Origin of the sequence: Altibacter lentus (genome assembly GCF_000746845.1) — a bacterium.
GTDB lineage: Bacteria > Bacteroidota > Bacteroidia > Flavobacteriales > Flavobacteriaceae > Altibacter > Altibacter lentus.
Genome location: NZ_KN050846.1, coordinates 407,541 through 427,797 on the forward strand (window position 1 = coordinate 407,541; position 20,257 = coordinate 427,797).

21 protein-coding genes are annotated in these 20,257 nt (G+C 43.0%); 14 read left to right on the forward strand and 7 right to left on the reverse strand.

Annotated features, from left to right (window positions below; all coding sequences use genetic code 11):
* Positions 1 to 12: 12 nt before the first annotated feature.
* From JS40_RS02000 to JS40_RS02045, 10 genes are all read left to right on the forward strand, one after another.
* Positions 13 to 1,158: a glycosyltransferase family 4 protein gene (locus JS40_RS02000; RefSeq protein WP_034257957.1), complete on the forward strand. Its 1,146-nt coding sequence runs from the start codon at positions 13 to 15 to the stop codon at positions 1,156 to 1,158.
* A 1-nt stretch (position 1,159) separates the two neighbouring features.
* On the forward strand, positions 1,160 to 2,101 hold the full coding sequence (locus JS40_RS02005) for an NAD-dependent epimerase/dehydratase family protein (RefSeq protein ID WP_034257960.1): 942 nt from the start codon (positions 1,160 to 1,162) through the stop codon (positions 2,099 to 2,101).
* 188 nt (positions 2,102 to 2,289) lie between these two features.
* Positions 2,290 to 2,901: a sugar transferase gene (locus tag JS40_RS02010; RefSeq protein WP_034257961.1), complete on the forward strand. Its 612-nt coding sequence runs from the start codon at positions 2,290 to 2,292 to the stop codon at positions 2,899 to 2,901.
* Positions 2,898 to 3,512, forward strand: coding sequence for an acetyltransferase (locus JS40_RS02015; protein ID WP_051957466.1), 615 nt, complete (start codon positions 2,898 to 2,900; stop codon positions 3,510 to 3,512). Before JS40_RS02010 ends, JS40_RS02015 begins: the two co-directional genes overlap by 4 nt.
* On the forward strand, positions 3,502 to 4,635 hold the full coding sequence (locus tag JS40_RS02020; protein WP_034257963.1) for a DegT/DnrJ/EryC1/StrS family aminotransferase: 1,134 nt from the start codon (positions 3,502 to 3,504) through the stop codon (positions 4,633 to 4,635). Before JS40_RS02015 ends, JS40_RS02020 begins: the two co-directional genes overlap by 11 nt.
* 43 nt (positions 4,636 to 4,678) lie before the next feature.
* Entirely contained in the window at positions 4,679 to 6,637 is a 1,959-nt protein-coding gene (locus JS40_RS02025) for a polysaccharide biosynthesis protein (RefSeq protein ID WP_034257965.1), read from the forward strand.
* A gap of 64 nt (positions 6,638 to 6,701) precedes the next feature.
* Positions 6,702 to 7,457 carry a polysaccharide biosynthesis/export family protein gene (locus tag JS40_RS02030; protein WP_034257967.1) on the forward strand — a complete coding sequence of 252 codons (756 nt, stop codon included), beginning with the start codon at positions 6,702 to 6,704 and terminating at the stop codon, positions 7,455 to 7,457.
* A gap of 9 nt (positions 7,458 to 7,466) precedes the next feature.
* Positions 7,467 to 9,851, forward strand: coding sequence for a GumC family protein (locus JS40_RS02035; RefSeq protein ID WP_051957467.1), 2,385 nt, complete (start codon positions 7,467 to 7,469; stop codon positions 9,849 to 9,851).
* Positions 9,852 to 9,884: 33 nt separating this feature from the next.
* Positions 9,885 to 11,240 carry a capsule assembly Wzi family protein gene (locus tag JS40_RS02040; protein ID WP_084677418.1) on the forward strand — a complete coding sequence of 452 codons (1,356 nt, stop codon included), beginning with the start codon at positions 9,885 to 9,887 and terminating at the stop codon, positions 11,238 to 11,240.
* Positions 11,237 to 12,808, forward strand: a complete 1,572-nt coding sequence (locus JS40_RS02045; RefSeq protein WP_034257969.1) for an NAD(P)/FAD-dependent oxidoreductase — start codon at positions 11,237 to 11,239, stop codon at positions 12,806 to 12,808. The genes JS40_RS02040 and JS40_RS02045 overlap by 4 nt, the downstream gene beginning before the upstream one ends.
* A gap of 74 nt (positions 12,809 to 12,882) precedes the next feature.
* Here the strand turns inward: JS40_RS02045 and JS40_RS02050 are convergent, their stop codons facing one another.
* Positions 12,883 to 13,074 carry a hypothetical protein gene (locus JS40_RS02050; RefSeq protein WP_152558113.1) on the reverse strand — a complete coding sequence of 64 codons (192 nt, stop codon included), beginning with the start codon at positions 13,072 to 13,074 and terminating at the stop codon, positions 12,883 to 12,885.
* Between the two features lie 350 nt (positions 13,075 to 13,424).
* Between JS40_RS02050 and JS40_RS02055 the strand changes: the two genes are divergently transcribed.
* Positions 13,425 to 13,688 (forward strand): SemiSWEET family sugar transporter, encoded by a 264-nt coding sequence (locus JS40_RS02055; RefSeq protein WP_034257972.1) that lies wholly within the window; start codon positions 13,425 to 13,427, stop codon positions 13,686 to 13,688.
* Here the strand turns inward: JS40_RS02055 and JS40_RS02060 are convergent.
* The gene (locus tag JS40_RS02060; protein WP_034257974.1) at positions 13,660 to 14,121 is read right to left on the reverse strand and encodes a hypothetical protein; all 462 of its coding nucleotides are present in this window, start codon (positions 14,119 to 14,121) and stop codon (positions 13,660 to 13,662) included. The genes JS40_RS02055 and JS40_RS02060 overlap by 29 nt on opposite strands.
* A gap of 217 nt (positions 14,122 to 14,338) precedes the next feature.
* Here JS40_RS02060 and gntA point away from each other — a divergent pair, with 217 nt between their 5' ends.
* Both gntA and JS40_RS02070 read left to right on the forward strand, forming a co-directional pair.
* Positions 14,339 to 15,013, forward strand: a complete 675-nt coding sequence (gene gntA / locus JS40_RS02065) for a guanitoxin biosynthesis heme-dependent pre-guanitoxin N-hydroxylase GntA (RefSeq protein ID WP_034257976.1) — start codon at positions 14,339 to 14,341, stop codon at positions 15,011 to 15,013.
* Positions 15,014 to 15,055: 42 nt separating this feature from the next.
* Positions 15,056 to 15,646, forward strand: coding sequence for a DUF1989 domain-containing protein (locus tag JS40_RS02070; protein ID WP_034257978.1), 591 nt, complete (start codon positions 15,056 to 15,058; stop codon positions 15,644 to 15,646).
* 2 nt (positions 15,647 to 15,648) lie between these two features.
* On the opposite strand, the gene JS40_RS02075 is transcribed toward JS40_RS02070, so the two are convergent.
* Positions 15,649 to 16,416: a hypothetical protein gene (locus tag JS40_RS02075; RefSeq protein ID WP_152558114.1), complete on the reverse strand. Its 768-nt coding sequence runs from the start codon at positions 16,414 to 16,416 to the stop codon at positions 15,649 to 15,651.
* Positions 16,417 to 16,621: 205 nt separating this feature from the next.
* Between JS40_RS02075 and JS40_RS15625 the strand changes: the two genes are divergently transcribed.
* Positions 16,622 to 16,750 (forward strand): hypothetical protein, encoded by a 129-nt coding sequence (locus JS40_RS15625; protein ID WP_262482540.1) that lies wholly within the window; start codon positions 16,622 to 16,624, stop codon positions 16,748 to 16,750.
* Between the two features lie 37 nt (positions 16,751 to 16,787).
* Here the strand turns inward: JS40_RS15625 and JS40_RS02080 are convergent, their stop codons facing one another.
* From JS40_RS02080 to JS40_RS02095, 4 genes are read right to left on the reverse strand one after another with little or no spacing between them, the layout of a single operon-like run.
* Positions 16,788 to 17,228 (reverse strand): heavy-metal-associated domain-containing protein, encoded by a 441-nt coding sequence (locus JS40_RS02080; RefSeq protein WP_034257982.1) that lies wholly within the window; start codon positions 17,226 to 17,228, stop codon positions 16,788 to 16,790.
* Between the two features lie 20 nt (positions 17,229 to 17,248).
* On the reverse strand, positions 17,249 to 19,042 hold the full coding sequence (locus JS40_RS02085; RefSeq protein ID WP_034257984.1) for an efflux RND transporter periplasmic adaptor subunit: 1,794 nt from the start codon (positions 19,040 to 19,042) through the stop codon (positions 17,249 to 17,251).
* Positions 19,032 to 19,523, reverse strand: coding sequence for a DUF305 domain-containing protein (locus JS40_RS02090; protein WP_152558115.1), 492 nt, complete (start codon positions 19,521 to 19,523; stop codon positions 19,032 to 19,034). The genes JS40_RS02085 and JS40_RS02090 overlap by 11 nt, the downstream gene beginning before the upstream one ends.
* 25 nt (positions 19,524 to 19,548) lie before the next feature.
* The gene (locus JS40_RS02095; RefSeq protein ID WP_034257987.1) at positions 19,549 to 20,256 is read right to left on the reverse strand and encodes a PepSY domain-containing protein; all 708 of its coding nucleotides are present in this window, start codon (positions 20,254 to 20,256) and stop codon (positions 19,549 to 19,551) included.
* Between the last annotated feature and the right edge of the window lies 1 nt (position 20,257).

A 20,257-nucleotide genomic window follows, 5' to 3' on the forward strand; every position in this document is an offset into this window, starting at 1 on the left:
GACTAGCCAATTATGAAACAAAGAGGAAGAAAAAAAATTGCTTTTGTAGTAGCAGCACCTATGACTGCTAAAGCTTTTCTTTTAAATCATTTTTCTGAATTAGGAAAACACTATGAGGTTTATCTTTTTGCAAATTTTGAGAATGAAAGTATCGATACATTTCCGCAAATCGGATTAAAAGATATTATTCACATTCCAATTTATCGAAAGATTGCATTTTTCAAGGATATCAGAGCTCTTTTTTTATTAGCCAGAAAATTTAAGAAGTACGAATTCGATGTCGTACATTCTGTCACTCCAAAAGCCGGCTTGCTTGCCATGTTAGCAGCAAAATTAGTGAGAGTTGAGCACAGAATACATATTTTTACAGGGCAGGTATGGTATACTAAAAAAGGATTGTTGAAGAGGCTGTTACGATTTTTAGATCGTTTAATTGTACATGCTGCTACTCAAATTCTCGTTGATAGCCATTCACAAAGAGAATATCTTATCTCTCAAAATATTGTAAGTCCTAGTAATTCACAAGTTCTTGGAAAGGGATCAATTAGTGGGGTGAATACTGAAATTTTTTCTCCGCGGTTCAATCGGTCACAGGAACGCACTGCTTTAGGCTACAATGTAAATGATGTTATATACTGTTATTTGGGAAGACTCAATGTTGATAAGGGGTTATTAGAATTAGCCAAAGCTTTTAAAAAGTTAAATGCCGCCAATCACAACGCTAAACTTCTTATAATAGGGTATGATGAAGACCAATTGATGCTGAAAATTGAAAAAATAGTGGGGAACAAGTCGGTAATACAATATGTAGGCCCTACTTCCCATCCTGAAAAATACCTTCAAGCGGTGGATGTATTTTGTTTGCCAAGCCATCGTGAAGGTTTTGGAACAAGCGTAATAGAGGCATCGGCATGCGGAATTCCCGTGATCTGCAGTGATACCTACGGGTTAAAAGGAACAATATTGAATGATAAAACAGGTTTATATCATATTAAAGGGGATATAGATTCATTATACGACAAAATGCAACAATTGCATACAGATAAAGAGAAAAGGGAGAGACTGGGTGATGGCGGAAGAGAATTTGTCTTGAAAAACTTTACATCAAAAAATATTACAAATGAGTGGGTTCTCTTCTATAGAAAATTACTAGGTTAATATGAAGATAGCGGTTACTGGAGCAACTGGATTTGTAGGAAGAATGTTAGTAAAAAAACATCTTCAGGAAGGAAACCATGTACATATTTTATCGAGAAAGGATTTATCTCAAGATAATGATTTTAAAAAGACCACAATTCATAACGGGGGTTTATCCGATGTCACAATTTTAAAGGGTTTTCTTAAGAATACCGATGTTCTGTATCACTGTGCTGCCGAACTTTTAGACACCTCTAAAATGGTAGCCACTAACATTGATGGAACTAACAATTTGATAGAAGCAGCCAAAGGAAACGTAAAACACTGGATTCAACTAAGTAGTGTTGGAGTATATGGCCCAGTTTATTATGGTACAGTCACAGAAAATCAACCTTGTCATCCTATTAGCCTATATGAAAAGACCAAGTTACAGGCAGATTTGAATGTGATTCGGGATTTAAACCTTATTAATATTTCTTTTACCATTATTCGTCCATCAAATATTATTGGAAGATCAATGACCAATCAGTCAGTTTATAAACTAATTGAAATGGTAGACAGGAAAATGTTTTTCTATATAGGAAAGAAAGGTGCTATTGTTAATTATGTACCTGTAGACAATGTAGTGCAGGCACTTTTCTTGGCAGCCATTAATGACAATGCAAAAGACCAGATATTCAATGTGTCTTCTTGGGATTATATTGAAAACTTTATTGGTTTTGTTGCATTAGAACTTAAAAAGCCTATTCCTAAGTATAGGATCCCTAAGAAGCTAGCACAAGTTATTAGCCTCTTACTTTCAATAAGAAATAACAATCCGCTTACAGAGTCAAGAATAAATGCTTTAACTACAAAAGTCATCTACAGCTCAAATAAAATTGAGACTTTTTTAAATTTCTCACCTGTTAAGTCTATCGAATCTGCAATATCCGAAATGGTAGAAGTCTATAAAGACAAAGGCTAAGCGATTGATGAAGTTGTTGTCCTTTTTAAAGGGGGATAAGCATATTAAATTAAACTATTTAAATACCTTTGCACGCGTAGATACGTATTATGATTTTACTAAAATATTAAATTAAAATCTCTTGATATTTAATATGTTGTAGACATTGTAATGTTTTTTAATGATGTATTTTCATAGATTTATTAGTAATGTATAGGGCGGTAATAAAACCTTTTTTTGATTTTGTATTCGCCGGTATGATGCTTATTATATTGAGTCCCATTCTTCTTCTTACAATTTTGATCATTGTTGCTTCCGGAGAAAAAAATCCGTTTTTTTATCAATTACGCCCGGGCAAGAACGAGAAGAATTTTTTAATTATCAAATTAAAAACAATGAAGAATACACAGAATGAGGATGGTAGTCTTTTGCCGGATAAAGAACGAATAACTGCATTGGGTAAATTTATTAGAGCCACTTCATTAGATGAAATTCCCCAGTTAATAAATGTAATTAAAGGAGAGATGAGTTTTGTAGGGCCTCGACCACTTTTACCGGAATACCTTCCTCTGTATACCGAGTTCCAAAGGCAACGTCATTTGGTTAAACCCGGAATCACAGGATATGCACAGGTGAATGGGCGTAATGCAATCAGTTGGGAGAAAAAGTTCGAGTTGGATGTGGAATATGTAAATAAAATTAGTTTTCTGTTAGATATTAGGATTTTGATGTTGACCATAACTAAGGTTTTTTCGACTAAGGAGGTGAATGCATCTGATTCTGCGACAATGGAGCGCTTTAAAGGAAGTCAAGAGTTATGAGGGATATTGTTGTATACGGAGCCGGGGGACATTGTTATGCCGTTATTGAACTATTAAAATGTATAGGTGAATTTTCTCCTGTCCTTATTGTCGATGATGCCCCAAAAGAAAAATCAATTTTAGGGGTTCCGGTATTTCACACGAGCAAAGTAGACATAACTACGCAATATGCCTGTATAGCAATTGGAAATAACTTAAATCGAAAGAAAGTGGCACAAAGACTTACTCAATCTTTCCCAAGCAGTGTGCACCCGTCGGCAGTAATATACCCTTCCTCCACCATGGGTATTGGAACATTGGTACATCCAAAAGCTGTGGTAGATGCGGCAGTTTCCGTGGGGGATTTTTGTATCATCAATAACGGAGCTGTCGTCTCCCATAATGCTAAAGTGGGCAACCACGTGCATATTGCAATTCAAGCCGCTGTATCTGGTGGGGTCACTATTGGAGAAGGAAGTTTGATCGGAGCAGGGAGTATCATTCTTCCGGAAATTTCTATTGGAAAATGGGTAACAGTGGGTGCAGGTGCTGTAGTTACAAAAGACATCCCGGATCATGCGATAGTCTATGGAAATCCTGCAAGAATTATAAAATACACAAATGAATCCTGAAAAAATATGGCTTTCTTCTCCGCACATGGGAGGGAAAGAATTCGAGTATGTGCAAGAGGCCTTTGCGAGCAATTGGGTGGCTCCTTTAGGCCCCAATGTGAACGGATTTGAAGCATCCCTTGAAAAATATTTGGGGGAATCCTGCCATGTCGCGGCCTTGAGCTCAGGAACAGCAGCACTGCATCTGGCACTAGTTCTTTTAGGAGTAGAGCGAGGGGATGAGGTACTTTGCCAGAGCATGACCTTTTCAGCTTCCGCGAACCCTATCGTCTACAGGGGAGCTACGCCTGTTTTCGTCGATAGTGAACCGCATACTTGGAATATCTGCCCCGATCACTTGGAAGCGGCCATCAAAGACCGTATCTCTAAAGGAAAGAAACCCAAGGCCATTATCGCAGTCCATCTCTATGGGATGCCTTTTAAAGTGAAAGAGGTCTTGGCAGTGGCACAAAAATATGAGATTCCATTGATCGAAGACAGTGCGGAAGCTATGGGGAGCAGTTATAACAGACAAAAATGTGGGACCTTTGGAACGATCGGAATTCTTTCGTTCAACGGGAATAAGATCATTACTACTTCCGGCGGCGGAGCTCTGGTCTCAAAGAATGAAAAAATAAAAGAAAAGGCTATTTTCCTAGCGACTCAGGCGAGGGACGAAGCCCCGCACTACCAGCACAGTGAGATAGGCTACAACTATCGTCTTAGTAATATTTCAGCGGGGATCGGCCGCGGACAAATGGAAGTGTTGGATGCCCATGTGCAGTTGCGCAGGAAGATGCATGATTTTTATATGGAGATATTTGAGGGCTGGGATGGTGTTTCAGTGTTTTCTGAACCTTCAGAGCAGATGGTTTCCAACCATTGGCTTAGTTGTATCACCGTAGATCCCACCCGTGCCGGTATTTCTTCCGAAGGGATTCGAAACGCCTTGGCAGAACACAATATTGAATCACGTCCGCTTTGGAAACCTATGCATTTACAGCCGGTGTATTGGGACGCACCTTATTACGGCGCAAAGATTTCTGAAACGCTTTTTCAACAGGGCGTGTGCCTGCCTTCTGGGTCTAATATAACCGAAAAGGAGAAGCAAAGGATCCAAGCAGTTTTGGAAGAATATAAGTAGATATTAGTTATATTTGCCTGACTCCCAGTCTTATTAATAACCTATGAAACAAATATTTAGTCGATTTTATATTGGGGATAATAAATTGAAACTCCTCGATCAACGCTATTTACCCCGTTGGATCGTGATAGTCATTGATACCATTATTAGCATCGCCACTTTATTTATGGTATACCTTATTTTGATGGGGACACCAATTACGTTTCTCGATCAACTCTCTATCCATTGGCAGGCGATTGCAATCCTTTCGGTTAATTTCATCTTCTTCTTTGTATACAAAACGTATTCTGGCATTATTCGACACTCTACTTTTACAGATGTATTGAAACTGGCGTTCTCTTCCTTTTCAACCATGGCAGTCGTTTTAATCTTCAATGGAGTTTATGCAAGCGTAATTGGAGAGGGAAAGATTTTTTTAACGACCTCTGTACTTTTGTACGGGTTGCTATCTTTTACCCTTATGTTGCTATTTCGCGTGGCGGTGAAGGAAAGTTATCAATTTCTGAGAAGTTCGGCAAGTGGCGGTTTAAAAAAGAAAGTAGCGATTATCGGGTTGGATGATTATACTATCTCTTTAGGAAAAGCCATAACGACAGAGTCGCACCTGCCGTTTCAACTGGTGGGGTTCATCACCCAGAAAAAAGATTCGAAACGACTTAAGATCTTAGGGAAGCCGGTAGTTCCCATAAAACATAGTTTTGCTGAAACGCTTACGCAAATGCAGGTGGACGGGGTCATTATAATAAGTGGAACACTCCCCGGAAAGATCAAGAACGAGATCATTGAGGACTGTATCGCACACAACAAACAGGTCTTTAATGTGCCTAATATGGAAACATGGAACAAAAAAGAGGACATTCACAATCAGATTCGTCCCATCGAGATCGAAGACCTCTTGGAACGAACGCCCATCCACATCGATAATGAACTTATTAAGAACGATCTCTTCGGAAAGACGATCCTCGTCACAGGCGGGGCAGGTTCTATTGGGAGTGAGATCGTGAAACAGGTAGCCGAGTTCCAACCGGAACAGATCGTAATTCTCGATCAGGCAGAATCGGCATTACACGAATTGGAGATCTATTTACAGCTCAATTACCCCAATCTTAATTTTATCACCGAACTGGCAGACATAAGCAATATGTACCGACTGGGACTGCTGTTCTCCAAGTACAATTTTAATATCATCTATCATGCAGCGGCCTATAAACATGTGCCGCTTATAGAACGGAATCCGCACGAGGCGATCTATGTGAATATCCTGGGGACGGTAAACCTTTCCATCCTGGCACTCAACCACGATATCGATAAGTTTGTAATGGTCTCTACAGACAAGGCTGTGAATCCTACCAATGTGATGGGGGCTTCAAAACGAGCCGCCGAAATGTACGTACAATCGCTTCAGAATGAAAAAGGGGTGCGTACACGCTTCATTACTACCAGATTTGGGAATGTGCTGGGTTCTAGTGGTTCGGTGATTCCGCATTTCAGAAAACAGATTTCGCAGGGGGGTCCGGTGACGGTAACACATCGCGATATCATACGGTATTTTATGACCATCCCGGAGGCTTGCCAGTTGGTATTGCAGGCGGGAACCATGGGGAACGGAGGGGAGATCTATGTCTTCGACATGGGCAAACCGGTTAAGATCCTGGATCTGGCAGAGCGTATGATTCGTTTGTCGGGGCTGGAGCCGTATACAGATATCGATATCAAGATTACCGGTCTGCGACCCGGGGAGAAATTATTTGAAGAACTGCTCAATGATTCCTCAACCGCCTTACCAACCCACCATCCCAAGATCATGATTACCAAGGTACCGGTGGTAAAATTCGAGGATTTTAAGGTAAAGGTAAAAGAGATCGTCAAGACAGCCACAAAGCGGAAAGACGAGAAGATAGTGAAGTTGCTGAAGGAAATGGTGCCTGAGTTCAAGAGCGAGAATTCACAATTTGAATCCCTGGACGAGCCCCAAGATACACAAATGCATAAAGTGCCGTAATCGTTTTTGAGAATGAAGGGTACGTTTTATTTATAACCTTATATTTGCATCATTAAAATACCGCATGAAAAAAGCAATTTTACTCGTTCTTACCTTCGCAAGTCTAATGTCTTGTGCTACCAAGAAACAAATTCTTTATTTTCAGGATGCCGAATCCATCGATCAGGCTATGATCAAGGAAACGTTCGAGCCTATCATAGAACCCAACGATATACTTCACATTTCCATCTCTTCCATCGATAGTGAAGTGGTAAAACCCTTCGAGCGTGTTACGGGTCTGGAGAACAACGTAGGGAACAGCAACCCCGGTTTACAGGGGTATTTAGTGGATGCCGAGGGAAACATCCGTTTTCCTGTGTTGGGGGATGTTCCTGTAGCAGGAAAGACGCGCGGGGAAGTGCAAACACTATTGAAAGCAAAACTTTCAGAATATATTAAGGACGTTGTGGTTGACGTTCGCATTATGAATTTCAAGATCACGGTACTGGGGCAAGTGAACGATCCGGGGGTCTATGCTATAAAGGATGAAAGGATCACCTTGCCCGAAGCGATTGGATTGGCAGGGGATTTTACCCTGGACGGCAACAGGAATGAGGTGGTGATCATCCGCGAGAACGACGGAAAACGCATCGTAGGACGGGTGGATTTTACACAAACCGACTTTTTTGACAGCCAATTCTATTTCCTCAAACAAAATGACGTGGTCTATGTGGAACCCTCTTTAAAAGGCGTAAAGAAATCCGGATTCCTTCCGGATATCCCGGCCTTACTGTCGCTGGTAACTGTGGTATTGAGTACCGTGATTATCTTAACCCGATAAGGAAACTATATGAACACACCCATGAACAATTCCGAAGCAAGAGAAACCTCCCTGAGAGAACTGGTCGAAAAGTACCTCCGTCACTGGTATTGGTTTGTACTGGGAGTGATCGTTGCCGTGATCCTGGCGTTTATCTATTTACGGTACACCACACCTTCCTATGCAACTCATGCTACGGTCATCATCAAGGATGAACGAAGTGGTGGCGGACCTTCAGAATTGGCCGCATTTGCGGATCTGGGCGGCTTTTTCTCTAAATTCAATAATAGCAAGATCGAGAATGAACTGGCGATCTTCAATTCCAAGCGGATCATCTCCGATGTGGTTCGTGAACTGGACCTTAATATCACCTATCAGTCATTGGGAACCGTGAAGGCTTCCGAATTATACAAATACAAACCGTTCACGGTGCAGTACTTATCCTTTGCAGACAGCACCCGCACCAATCCCGTGCCCACGCTCATCTTCGAAATAAAGTCGAGTACGGAATATGCAGTGGAAACCCAATCGGGAGCCATGCAGGGAACGTATACCTTCGGGGAGCGGGTATCACTTCCTTTTGGAGATATCACGGTCCTGCCGAATCTGGAGAATATGTCTATTTTTGAAAGCTTTATAGATCGGCAGATCTCAGTGACTTACCGTCCGGTAGAAGCGGTTGCTTTAGCTTATCAGCAGCGCATCACGGTAGCCAATGACATCAAGAACAGCAATGTGGTGAACGTACGCTTGCAATCGCCTGTCCCTGAAAAGGCCGAGGATTTTATCAACGAGCTTATCTTTCAGTATAACAAGGATGCTATCAACGACCAGAATCAGGTAGCGCAGAAGACTTCGAACTTTATTGATTCCAGACTGGAGATCATTACCAGAGAACTGGATTCCGTAGAACGCAACAAAGAACAATTTAAGAGTAGCAACCGCTTGACCGATATTGAGACCGAGGCACAGATCATTCTGCAAAATGCCAGCGAATACAATAACCGGCAATCGGGGATTGCGACCCAACTGGAATTGGCGAATACCATGATCGACTATATGGAGAACTCATCCACGAACGACCTTCTGCCTTCAAACATCGGATTGGACGGTCAGGAAGTAGGGGAGGCGGTCAACAATTACAATCAGCTCATCTTACAGCGAAACAAACTGCTCAAGACCTCCACTGCTAAGAACCCTATCGTGGTGAACGTGAACAATCAGATCGAACAGATACGCGAAGGGATTCTAAGCAGCCTGAAGAATACCAGCAATGCGCTAAAGGTTTCCATGCGTGACCTCAATTATCAGGAAGCGGCACTTAATTCCAAGATCGCACAAGTGCCTACCAAGGAAAAACTCTACAGAGGGATCGAGCGTCAGCAAACCATCAAAGAACAATTATACCTCTTTTTACTGCAACAACGGGAAGAGGCTTCCATATCCCTGGCAGTAACGGCTCCCAAAGCGAAGATTGTGGACCTGGCATACAGCAGCAAGGCCCCGGTGGCACCTAACCGCCCGTTAATATATATGGGCGCCTTGTTGGCGGGCTTGTTGGTTCCTTTTATAGGAGTCTACGGAAGTTTCCTCTTGAATACTAAAGTGGCTAATCGTCGTGATGTGGAACGCGTGCTTACTGATACACCATTGATAGGTGAGATCCCTAGGCTGAAAAAGAGCGATGACGAATTGATCCAACACAACGACCGAAGCATTCTCGCTGAATCCTTCCGTATTCTGCGTACCAACTTGCAATACCTGTTCGTGAACAAGGAAAAGGAAGCGGCGGCTACCAAGACCGTTTTTGTTACGTCGACCATAAAAGGGGAAGGGAAGACATTTGTGGCCTTTAACTTGGCACTTACACTGGCCCTTACAGGTAAGAAGGTAGTGTTGTTGGGTGCCGATATCCGAAATCCGCAGCTGCACCGATACCTTCCTGAAGCATTTCGGAAGAACAAAGGTCTTACCGAATACATCATCGACCCCTCGCTAACGGCCGGGGAGCTGACCGCACAGAGTGAGTACAATCCAAATCTCAGCATCGTGCTGTCCGGCGTGATCCCGCCCAATCCTGCCGAACTCCTTATGCAGGAGCGTACCACTAGGATCTTTGATGAGCTTAGTGAGGATTTCGACTATATTATTGTGGATACGGCACCTTCTATGTTGGTGACCGATACGATCCTCATCAACAAGATGGCCGATATATTACTGTATGTGGTCCGTGCCGGCTTTACCGATAAGCGCCTTCTTGAGTTCCCTAAGGATGCTATCAACGATGGTCGCCTCGCTAATATGGCTGTGGTTCTTAACAATGTGACCATGAGTAATTTTGGCTACGGAAACAAATACGGGTATACCTATTCCAACGAAAAGAAGTCACTGCGGGATCGTATGTTTCGACGGTAGTATAAATAATATGCATTTAAAACCATCCAACTCATGAAGTCTCTCTTTATCGTGCTTTGTCTTTGTATGGGTTTTATGGGTACGGCTCAGGTATTTAACTACAACGGAAGCATAGAGGCAACCGGAGCCTTTTCGAATGAGGACCGACTTCCTTTCTGGTTCTATACCAATACCAATACGGCATTAAACCCCGAAACCAATATATCGGGCACAGCTGGCTTTCAAGCAACCTATTCTTTTGAAAATTCAATATTGGAAGCAGGAATTGCGGGGTTTTACCGGGATGGGGTTGCAGACGAGTTGCAACGACGTGATATATTTATCTCGTTTCGGAATAACTGGCTGAAGGCCACGCTTGGTGCAAGAAAGCAAGAACTTAGTCGAAATGGTTTGTCCGCCTCGGGAAATAATTTTCTGTGGTCTCAAAATGCCCGCCCACTGCCCGGATTACTTGTGGAAGCTTCTCAACCGCTTCGTTTAACACATACATTTGCCTTGGACTGGGGGATCGCTCATTATCAATTGAATGACGACCGCTATGTCGAGAATACCAGGGTTCATTACAAACGATTAGGGCTCATTACTACTTTCAATAAGGATCATCATATGACCATAGGGATTCAACATGTGGCGCAATGGGGTGGAACCTCGCCCGTCTATGGGAAATTTCCGGAAGGTCTTGATACGTTTCTGGATGTCTTTACCGCGAGAAGAAGGGATATTACACTCAATGGGTCTACATTTGAAAATGCCGTGGGAAATCACTTAGGAACTTATTTGTTTGAGTATGGATGGAATACAACCATCGGACAATGGGTTTTTTATCATGAACATCCGTTCGAGGACGGGTCAGGTGCCCGCTGGAACAACCTCCCGGACGGTGTTTGGGGGCTATCTTATGAGCCCGCAAATACAAAATGGATTAAAGCCGTTCTTTATGAACATACCACCACTACTAATCAGAGTAAAGGCAGAGGAGAAAGTGCGATCGATAATTATTTTACTAATAATCTCTATCGCAGCGGATGGAGTTATGAACAAACCACTATAGGTTTTCCTTTTATTATTTATGATGAGAATATTCCGGTAACTGAGAACACATCTCCCTTGGCAAATAATCGTGTTAATGTACATCATTTAGGGGTTTCCGGTGCTTTTAAGAACTGGGAATGGATGCTACGATCATCCTATGCCTCCCAGCTGGGAAATTTCCGGGCACCCATAGAACCCGCTATTAAGAACTGGCACAATGCCGTGTCCCTTAGCTATGCTACCAATCAATACGGTACGTTTACGGTACTGGGAGGTGTTGATGCAAGTAACACATTTCCCACGGTGATAGGGGGAGGACTTTCCTACCGATACACCTTTAGTTCGAATGAGCCATGAGCAAACTGGTTCAGATCTTAGTGACACCGCAGCAGGCGGCCGATGCTCCCTATGTATTGGAAGTGGGACTCGAAAAAGCAATGCTTCGGAAAGGGGATATCTCCGATTGGCGCATTCGGAAACGTTCTATCGACGCACGCCGTAAGCCCATCAAGGTCAACCTTCAACTGGAATTCTGGATGCAGCACGAAATACGTGAAAGCATGCCTGCCTTTATTCCGAAGCAGGTGAAAAACGCCCGCAGCATTCACATTATTGGCGCAGGCCCAGCCGGACTCTATGCGGCACTGCGGGCCATAGAAGCCGGTCTCAAGCCTATTGTTTTCGAGCGCGGCAAGGATGTACGGGCCCGCAGAAGGGATCTTGCCGCCATCAATAAGGACGAGATCGTAAACCCCGAATCCAACTATTGCTTTGGCGAAGGGGGCGCCGGAACCTACTCCGACGGGAAACTGTATACGCGCTCCAAAAAACGAGGCAATGTACTGAAAGCGATGGAATGGTTCGTTCACTTCGGGGCCGACCCCGATATCCTGGTGGATGCACATCCGCATATAGGGACCAACAAACTCCCCAAGATCATTACGAACATGCGGGAAGCGATCATAACGGCAGGGGGAGAGGTACACTTTGAAAGTAAGCTTACAGACCTGGAGATCAGCAATGGAGCTGTTACTGCTATTCATATCAATGAAACAAACATCGTTCCCTGCACCGATCTGATCTTGGCCACGGGCCATTCGGCTCGGGATATCTTCTACCTTCTTCAACGTAAAAAGGTGTCTCTGGAAGCCAAGCCGTTTGCCATTGGGGTACGGGTGGAACACGCGCAGGAACATATCGATACCATACAATACCACGGCGAACATGATAATCCCTATCTGCCTCCGGCCTCCTATGCATTGGTAGAACAGGTGGACGGCATGGCGGTCTATTCCTTTTGTATGTGTCCGGGCGGTATTATTGCGCCCTGTGCCACGGAGCAGCAAGAAGTAGTGACCAACGGCTGGAGCCCCAGCAAACGTAACAATCCGTACGCTAATTCCGGTATTGTGGTAAGTGTGGCGCCTCAAGATCTTCCCAATTATAGCCCCGAAGATCCTTTCGTGTGTTTGGACTTTCAAAAATTCGTGGAACGCAGTTGCTGGGAAGCAGCGGGACGCACCCAGCATGTACCGGCCCAGCGCATGATCGATTTTGTGGAAGGACGTGTTTCCAAGGACTTTCCGAAGACATCCTATCAGCCCGGCATCACTTCGGTTGACCTCAATGAGGTACTTCCGGCACTTCTCACCAAACGTTTAAAAAAGGCCTTTGTCGCATTCGGTAAGAAGATGAAAGGCTATTATACCAATGATGCAGTGCTCCATGCCCCGGAGAGCCGAACCTCTTCTCCGGTAAGTATTCCGCGAGACCCTGAAACACTGGAACACATATCGGTACGCGGACTCTATCCCTGTGGGGAGGGTGCCGGGTATGCCGGGGGGATTATTTCTGCAGCCATAGATGGCATCAATTGTGTGGATGCGATCGCTAAGAAATACACCACCCCTTCCGGTAATTCATAACAACAAAAAAGCCCCCGCGGTTGCGGAGGCTTCTGTACGATACGCCCAAGAGCGTAGTATGTCTAAAGTGTTTCTTACTTGATCTCTACTTTCTCTGTAGCAACTGTATCAGTTACTCCAGTAGTAGTCTCAATAGCAGTTTCGGTAGCTTCTGTAGTCTCAGTTACAGGAGTTTCCATAGTCTCAGTAGTAGTTACTTCTTCTACTGCGTCTTCTGCTTTCTCTTCGGTAGTCTCACGACAAGAAGAAAATGCTACTAATACCATTAATGCGAAAGCACTTAAAATTACGTTTTTCATTTGTTGAAAAAATTAGATGTTAAATTGAGCGCGAATGTAGATTATTTTCTGACACGAAAAACATTTTCATAAAAAATATTTTACGTGTATCTAAGATGCATTTATTGAGTTCCATAGAGTCGGTATTTTTCAGAATAAAATAGAGAGTAATCCCCTGAAAACAAACACCACACCTTTCAATTTTGTTAAGGTACTGCAAAACCTTTTTTATCTGATCGTTGGTTTTGTAACTTCGATAAGAGTAAGCTCACACCGATCTTACCGGCATTAATATGTAAAAGTAAATGAAACTCTAATAGGAAGATATATAGAAAGTAATGGAATTAACCACCATCATTGGACTTCTGGCCGGTGCGTTTACCACCATCGCGGTGATCCCTCAGATTAAAAAAGCATGGTACACCAAGAAAGTGGAAGACGTTTCGCCCTTTATGTTTACCATACTCATTCTGGGAGTAGGGTTATGGGTGGTATACGGGATATTGAAAAGCGATATCCCAATTATAGCAACCAATGGCATTTCGCTGGGGCTCAATATGATCATGTTGTATCTTATGGTACGCTATAGGAAAAAGGACTAAGCAGCAGGTACAATAAACTTAGGGTGAGACTGAAGATGATATGTGCCAGAAATAACTGGGTATAAAAAGCATGGCGATCCACAAACGGAGGATCATGGTGAAACTTGAATAACGACATCCAGCCAAGAATTCCTAAAATTCCGGCAACGCATCCGTATCCTAATCCCCATAAGAAAGTCACCGGCAATTCAAATAATGCTCTCAAGTAGACATACCCGAATAGAAAGACTCCGCCAAAAGCATAGTGCAAAACCCAGCCTATCCATTTTCCCTGCGGTTTGGCTCCTTTCATCAGCTTAGAGCTATTTACTAATTGGGTCAACAGTTCCGGTTGACCAAAGCGTTTGTCCCATAAGGCAGAAACGATATAAGTGAAAACGGTCATCACCCCCACCGAGATGCCCAGAATAGATAGTAATTGAATGAATTTCATAACGTCTGTCGGTTGTTAACACGCGTTCAGAGGACAGCAATACGATGCCCTTGTGCTTATGCTTTGCTAGTAAATGCAGCAGGTTCTTTTAAAAATTTTTATGAAAATAAAGGAAAGGTTGTTAAGTGCGAATTAAATCTATGGTAAAACTTTCTTAACTATAAAGAGGGACCTCTCACTTTCCTATAGTTTTAAAATAAATCTAAACCTTACACCGATGGCACACGCAAGAACCCTGAATGAGCAATCTGCAGATCTGTATTCCGATTTTAAAGACTTTATTGTTGCCAAAGATCACCCCTGTGTGATGGCGCAGACCGTATTTTCCATGGATGCTGTTACCCTAAAGGAGTATCCTTCGTTCGGAACCCGGAGCACGGCTGCTCACATCCTTTCAGATCTAAAGGAGTATCTTGATACCTGTGATTTTGAAGCGAATACCTTTCAAACGTTTATAGCAACATTCCCGGACGTGGACGTATTTTCAGAGATCGAGTTCGAAAAATTACTTTGGCAACAACTGCAATTTATACACGAAGCGGATACACAAAACTGGGATTCTGCTGTAAGTAAGGATCCCGATGACCCTTCGTTTAGTTTCAGTATTGGAGGCACCGCCTTCTATATTGTGGGCATGCATCCCAAAAGCTCCAGAAAAGCGCGGAGAGCACCGGTGGTTACTTTAGTATTTAACTTACATTGGCAATTCGATAAATTACGGGAGATGGGAACATATCAACGGGTGCGGGATACGATTAGACGAAGAGATAAGACCTTACAGGGATCCGTGAATCCCGTATTAAAAGATTTTGGTGAAGAAAGTGAAGCACGACAGTACAGCGGCCGTCACGTAGAAGCCGCGTGGAAATGCCCATTTCATGCTTCTCATTAGATATATTTTCTAACGACAATCCTATAAAAGAACAAGAAATAAATGGAACAATCAATACCCAAACAAAGCGGAGTGGCATTCAGATTGGCTAAAGGAGACATATTGAAGGTAATTGACCCTCATGGTGAACAAGTAAGTGATATGGTATGTTTCAATGCGCATGATTTCAAGGAAAAGATCTCCGGCGGAAAAACCTTCGATTTTGAAGCATCTATTCTTATCACAAAAGGAAACCGGCTATGGAGTAACCGAAGCCGGCCTCTAATGAAAATACTCGAAGATACCAACGGTCGAAATGATTTCCTGCTCGCCCCGTGCAGCCCCGAAACGTTTGAGATCATGTACGATCACAAAGGATATCATCCCAGCTGTTTTGAGAATCTATACACGAATCTCAAACCCTTTGGTATTGAACCGGATGATATTCCAACTGCTTTTAACATATTTATGAATGTTCGGTTCGATCAAAATGGAAAATTAACCGTCGCTGCGCCCACCAGTACAGCGGGCGATTACGTTCTCCTTGAAGCCTTAGAAGACCTTGTGGTAGGTCTTACGGCATGCTCCGCACCCGACAGTAACAATGGTTCGTTCAAACCCATACACTACGAAATTACTTCAAAGGATGCTTAGCCTTATGGAGTAGGAACCAATGAGAACCCTACACTTTTTGCCGACTGCAACGGATATAAGGTCTCGTTGATCTCCTGAAGGAAACACACCCCAATCACCGGCAAAGGGATCCCTATGCCCTGCGGAAGGGTGGAAGGGAGGAGTTCGAGCGAGGTTCGGGTGTCATCCCGCGACAGTAATATCGGTTCGCTGGAATGCCGTGCTTTTTCCAGTGTATGGAAATCAAATTCCAGTATCCCATACCGCAACTGTACATAATCGGCTCCTTTGGGGAACGGGATCGCCTGTACATCTATTCCGCTAATGTGCGTACGGAAGCGTTCGGGATCATAACTGAGATCGAAGGGAAGGATGCGGGACACATCGCAGTCTGGAGTGTAGCTATGCGATTGTAGCAATGCGAGTCCCTGTGGATGCTCCATACCCGCACCCACCCGCCGTTTGCCGCGTCTGTTATCGGTATCGAGATCCTTGAGCCGGGTAAACAACGACATGAGTCGGCGGTTTAAATATTTAAAATGATACTCGGGAAAGAAGGCCTCCACTCCAAGTCGGAAACGCCTGTTCACGTACGAGCAATGACCAAATTCAGTGGCATTCTCCAGAACCCGCTTCATATTCGGGTCGTTAAAGATAGCCTCCCGGGTAAACCCGCCACCCGCTGTCTTAGCCAGGTTGTGATTCCCTTTTCTTGTGTTTTTCTTGTCCTGATAAAAATTGATACCCCCAAGGGTACCTATAAAGGTAATAATACCTGTTTGTCGTGCCATAATCTTAGTTTTTAGAGGGCCACCGATCGTCATTGAGGTATGTATAAGAACGTCAATACGTTGCGTTTAGTATATATAACACCCTGTCTATAGTATAGATACGGTATGCTTACACCCACCCTAAAGCGTACTTATAGCGTACCTATAGCGTAGTTATAGCGTAGTTATAGCGTAGTCATAGCGTAGTAAACCCTGCTCTCACGGCATGCACACCCCGGGATATCCCGTGTATACCCTCACCTTGAGCCAAGGTCTTGCCCAAGGAGCTTTTACCATAGAACACACCATAACCTGCCTGCAGCGTACTATTGCATTTATTGACGCCGTGAAATAAAAAAGAGCCTTCCGGAAAAGGCTCTTTGTGTATGGGTTTAATGACCGTCATGGGAAGGGTCATCACTTTTCATGTCACCGGACTGATTCATCATCATGTCGTGGTCGTATTTACAACAGCCGGGCAAATCATTATAAGCTGCTTCATCACCGGCAACCTTCTCGGTATCATACCCCGAAGCTGCGATTGCCTTGTGAATTGCCATTGCATCTGTTTTTGAATCGTCAAAAGAAACATCTATTTTCTTTTTATCGACATCCCAGTTCGCACTTGCAACTCCCTCAACACCCGTTGCAGCCTTCTCGATGGTGCTTTTGCACATGCCGCAATTCCCTCTTACACCAAACGATAACGAGGTCATTGCCATATCTTGCGAAACTTCGGTTGTTGCTGTTTCTGTTTCTTTTTTGGTTTCCGTTTTACAACTTAGCACCCCTAGGGCTGCTATTACAGCGATACTTAAAATTACTTTCTTCATTTTTAAAAATTTAATTGTTATTATTCTATTACTTGTTTTACTTCACCACAGCTTAGCATGGCACTGCCAAAATAAGGGTTGATTACTTTTTCTTCTTTGCTCAACCAATACGCACCATTGTTGTTATCTGCCATTGGACAAAATTCTACATAGACCTTCTCATTGACACCATACAATTGAACAGTATTGATAAGATGTAAGGATAATTGCTTGAAATGGTTTCTCTGTGTTTTTATATCTGTCGTTTTAGCTATGGAAGCGGCAGATGATTCTATATTGCCTGCTAATGTCATCCAATAGTCATGTGCCTTAGTATCTGAAAGCAATTTCATATCTACCTTGCTCAATGTATTTAATAGCGCTGTTGCGCTTGCTGAAGTACTTGTGGGATCTTCTTTTACTAAAGCATCTTTTACATTAATGTACGCATTGAAAACAGTCTTTAATTGTTGTTTGAACTGCGCCGAAACTTCCAATCGTTCATTCCTATGGGCAGGATCGCTTTCTTCGCCGGAAGAACTATTGCCCGTTCCCAAATGTCCTTCGTGGTCCGTTGTTACTTTTTCGCCATCCTTATTCATCATCGACTTCTTGCCTCGTAATTGTGCTGCGGCATCTACCGTGAACGTTCCGTTGGTTACTATTTCATTTCCCACGAAGAGCCCTTCCAGAACTTCGTATTCATTGCCAACGCTATTGCCTAATGTAACTTCACGCATTTCAAAGACGGGTTCGTTCGGATTGGTTTTTAAATACACTACCGACCGCTCACCTGTCCACAGAATAGCTGATGCGGGAATGGTTAGCACTTCGTCTTTAGTACCGCTAACGCCTTCCACAGTTGCAGTTACAAACATTCCCGGTTTAAATATAGCGTCCTTATTGCTTAGCACGACCCTCAAGGTGACGGTTCTTGTTTGCGTGTTTAGAACCGGATCTATAAAATCGACAACCCCTTTAAATTCCTTGTTTGGATAGGCATTGGTGGTGATCAGTACTTCCTGTCCTTTTTTAAAGCGGTCAATTTGATTTTCATACACATCAAAATTTGCCCAAACGGTAGTAAGATCGGCTATTTTTAATAAGGGCTGTCCCTGTTTAACGTAATCACCCTGGGCTACTAGTTTTTCTGTAACGGTACCTGAAACGGTCGCATACACCGGAAAGTTTTCTTTTACCTTTCCGGATGCTTCTATCTGATTGATCTGATTTTCAGAGAGCTTCCATAATTTCAATTTATTTCGAACCGCTTTGTACAAAGCAGGTTGCGATTCTTTTAAAGAAGCTGCGGTAATCAGTTCCTGTTGTGCTGCATAGAGCTCTGGGGAATAAATGGTTGCCAGTAATTGACCTTTACGGACCTCTTCGCCTGTAAAACTTACATTCAACCGCTCAATTCTCCCCGAAAAGTAACTTACTTGTACAGCATTTTCTTCCTCGTTTTCGGCAATTTTACCCGATAATTTCAGGGTATTACCCTCCACATTGCCTTTCCCGACAATGGTGGTTTGAATGTTTGCCAGGGCCATCGCATTTTCGGTGAGTTTAAATTGGTCTGCCGGCAAACCGTCGCTACCGCTTTCCGCAGGAATTAGATCCATCCCGCAAATGGGACAATCACCCGGTTCGGGTTGCATGATCTGCGGATGCATAGAACACGTCCACATTTGATTGGCTTCTGCAACCGCATCGTGATCATGGTCTGTTTCTTCCTTAGATGAGCTCCCATTCCCTAAAGCATTAGTGAACAACCAACCCAGTAATACCCCTGCAACGAGCAAGCTTACGTATAAGACTATTTTATTATTTTTCATTCTCTAATCGTTTAATCATTGCTTTCATTTCTTTAATTTCTTTTCGTTGTGCTTTAATGATGTCCTCTGCTAATTTCTTTACTTCCGGGTCCTGAATATCCGCTCTTTCACTTGTTAGAATAGCGATAGAATGATGCGGTATCATGGCTTTCATATAAAGTACATCACCAATAATGGGTGCTTGTGCTCTTACCAATCCTAAAGCACCTGCAAACAGGATAAAACTACCTGCAAGTATGGCAATATTCTTCTTTTTGTCGGTGTACATTTTCCGCATAAAAAACCACATGATGACTGCCATTGCTGAAATCCCCAAACACGTCATATAGAATCGTGTTAAACTGAACCATACATGATCTATGGCATAGGTATTTAAATACATGGTAATGTACATGGCTACAAAAGAGCAAGCGAGCATTGCTACAAAACGTGTGTAATGGTTTTTTGATTTTCCTGAATTTTTGTGTTCATTTGAATTCATAATTTTTGGTTTTATTTGTTACTAATTATTTAATTTTCTTTTTTAGTTTTCTGATTGATGGGGAACTGATATACCACAAAACGAAACCGCTTAAGACAGTTATCAATCCCAAAAGTGAAAATGCCCTTAACAACAACGTATTGAAATTATCCCTTCCCTGATAATCCATTGTATGGGTCATCCATAGAAAATCAAACCAGCGCCAATCCCTGTGTCTCACCGTTTGAAAAGCGCCATTCTCAACCGCCACATAGGCTTTTAAATTTTGTGGTGTTTCATACGAGATTTCATAAGCTGGAAGTGGGCGACCACGATATTCGTGATGAGACCCTACAGAATCGACTAATTGAATTTTTGCTATTTCTAAATCGTTCAACATATACCTATTTGCAACTTGTTGTGCCTCTTCTTTAGAAATTCCATTTTTCATTTGTCCCGTTCTTGCATTATAAAGCTGTGCTTCATTAATCCAATAGTAAGGTTCATTTGCTATTTCCAGAAGTTCTAAAGATTGGATGGGTTTTTTTGTAGCAAGTTGGGATGTGCCGAGCAAATCATTAAATGAGGCCTGCACAGGTGCTGCTTTCTTAAAATGGTCGCCGTGTATCTCGTCTATGTCCGTCCAGCTAAAATACATCCCGCTAATCGTCCACATCAGAAACTGAATACCTAAAAAAATACCTAAATAGCGGTGCGCTTTTCTAATCCATTTCGCTGTTTTTCTGTTCACCATA

Excerpts from the sequence above, each read along its gene's own strand:
- JS40_RS02000 (WP_034257957.1), top strand. The coding sequence starts at position 13 with ATGAAACAAAGAGGAAGAAAAAAAATTGCTTTTGTAGTAGCAGCACCT.
- JS40_RS02005 (WP_034257960.1), top strand. The coding sequence starts at position 1,160 with ATGAAGATAGCGGTTACTGGAGCAACTGGATTTGTAGGAAGAATGTTA.
- JS40_RS02010 (WP_034257961.1), top strand. The coding sequence starts at position 2,290 with ATGTATAGGGCGGTAATAAAACCTTTTTTTGATTTTGTATTCGCCGGT.
- JS40_RS02015 (WP_051957466.1), top strand. The coding sequence starts at position 2,898 with ATGAGGGATATTGTTGTATACGGAGCCGGGGGACATTGTTATGCCGTT.
- JS40_RS02020 (WP_034257963.1), top strand. The coding sequence starts at position 3,502 with ATGAATCCTGAAAAAATATGGCTTTCTTCTCCGCACATGGGAGGGAAA.
- JS40_RS02025 (WP_034257965.1), top strand. The coding sequence starts at position 4,679 with ATGAAACAAATATTTAGTCGATTTTATATTGGGGATAATAAATTGAAA.
- JS40_RS02030 (WP_034257967.1), top strand. The coding sequence starts at position 6,702 with ATGAAAAAAGCAATTTTACTCGTTCTTACCTTCGCAAGTCTAATGTCT.
- JS40_RS02035 (WP_051957467.1), top strand. The coding sequence starts at position 7,467 with ATGAACACACCCATGAACAATTCCGAAGCAAGAGAAACCTCCCTGAGA.
- JS40_RS02040 (WP_084677418.1), top strand. The coding sequence starts at position 9,885 with ATGAAGTCTCTCTTTATCGTGCTTTGTCTTTGTATGGGTTTTATGGGT.
- JS40_RS02045 (WP_034257969.1), top strand. The coding sequence starts at position 11,237 with ATGAGCAAACTGGTTCAGATCTTAGTGACACCGCAGCAGGCGGCCGAT.
- JS40_RS02050 (WP_152558113.1), bottom strand. The coding sequence starts at position 13,074 with ATGGTATTAGTAGCATTTTCTTCTTGTCGTGAGACTACCGAAGAGAAA.
- JS40_RS02055 (WP_034257972.1), top strand. The coding sequence starts at position 13,425 with ATGGAATTAACCACCATCATTGGACTTCTGGCCGGTGCGTTTACCACC.
- JS40_RS02060 (WP_034257974.1), bottom strand. The coding sequence starts at position 14,121 with ATGAAATTCATTCAATTACTATCTATTCTGGGCATCTCGGTGGGGGTG.
- gntA (WP_034257976.1), top strand. The coding sequence starts at position 14,339 with ATGGCACACGCAAGAACCCTGAATGAGCAATCTGCAGATCTGTATTCC.
- JS40_RS02070 (WP_034257978.1), top strand. The coding sequence starts at position 15,056 with ATGGAACAATCAATACCCAAACAAAGCGGAGTGGCATTCAGATTGGCT.
- JS40_RS02075 (WP_152558114.1), bottom strand. The coding sequence starts at position 16,416 with ATGGCACGACAAACAGGTATTATTACCTTTATAGGTACCCTTGGGGGT.
- JS40_RS15625 (WP_262482540.1), top strand. The coding sequence starts at position 16,622 with ATGCACACCCCGGGATATCCCGTGTATACCCTCACCTTGAGCCAAGGT.
- JS40_RS02080 (WP_034257982.1), bottom strand. The coding sequence starts at position 17,228 with ATGAAGAAAGTAATTTTAAGTATCGCTGTAATAGCAGCCCTAGGGGTG.
- JS40_RS02085 (WP_034257984.1), bottom strand. The coding sequence starts at position 19,042 with ATGAAAAATAATAAAATAGTCTTATACGTAAGCTTGCTCGTTGCAGGG.
- JS40_RS02090 (WP_152558115.1), bottom strand. The coding sequence starts at position 19,523 with ATGAATTCAAATGAACACAAAAATTCAGGAAAATCAAAAAACCATTAC.
- JS40_RS02095 (WP_034257987.1), bottom strand. The coding sequence starts at position 20,256 with ATGGTGAACAGAAAAACAGCGAAATGGATTAGAAAAGCGCACCGCTAT.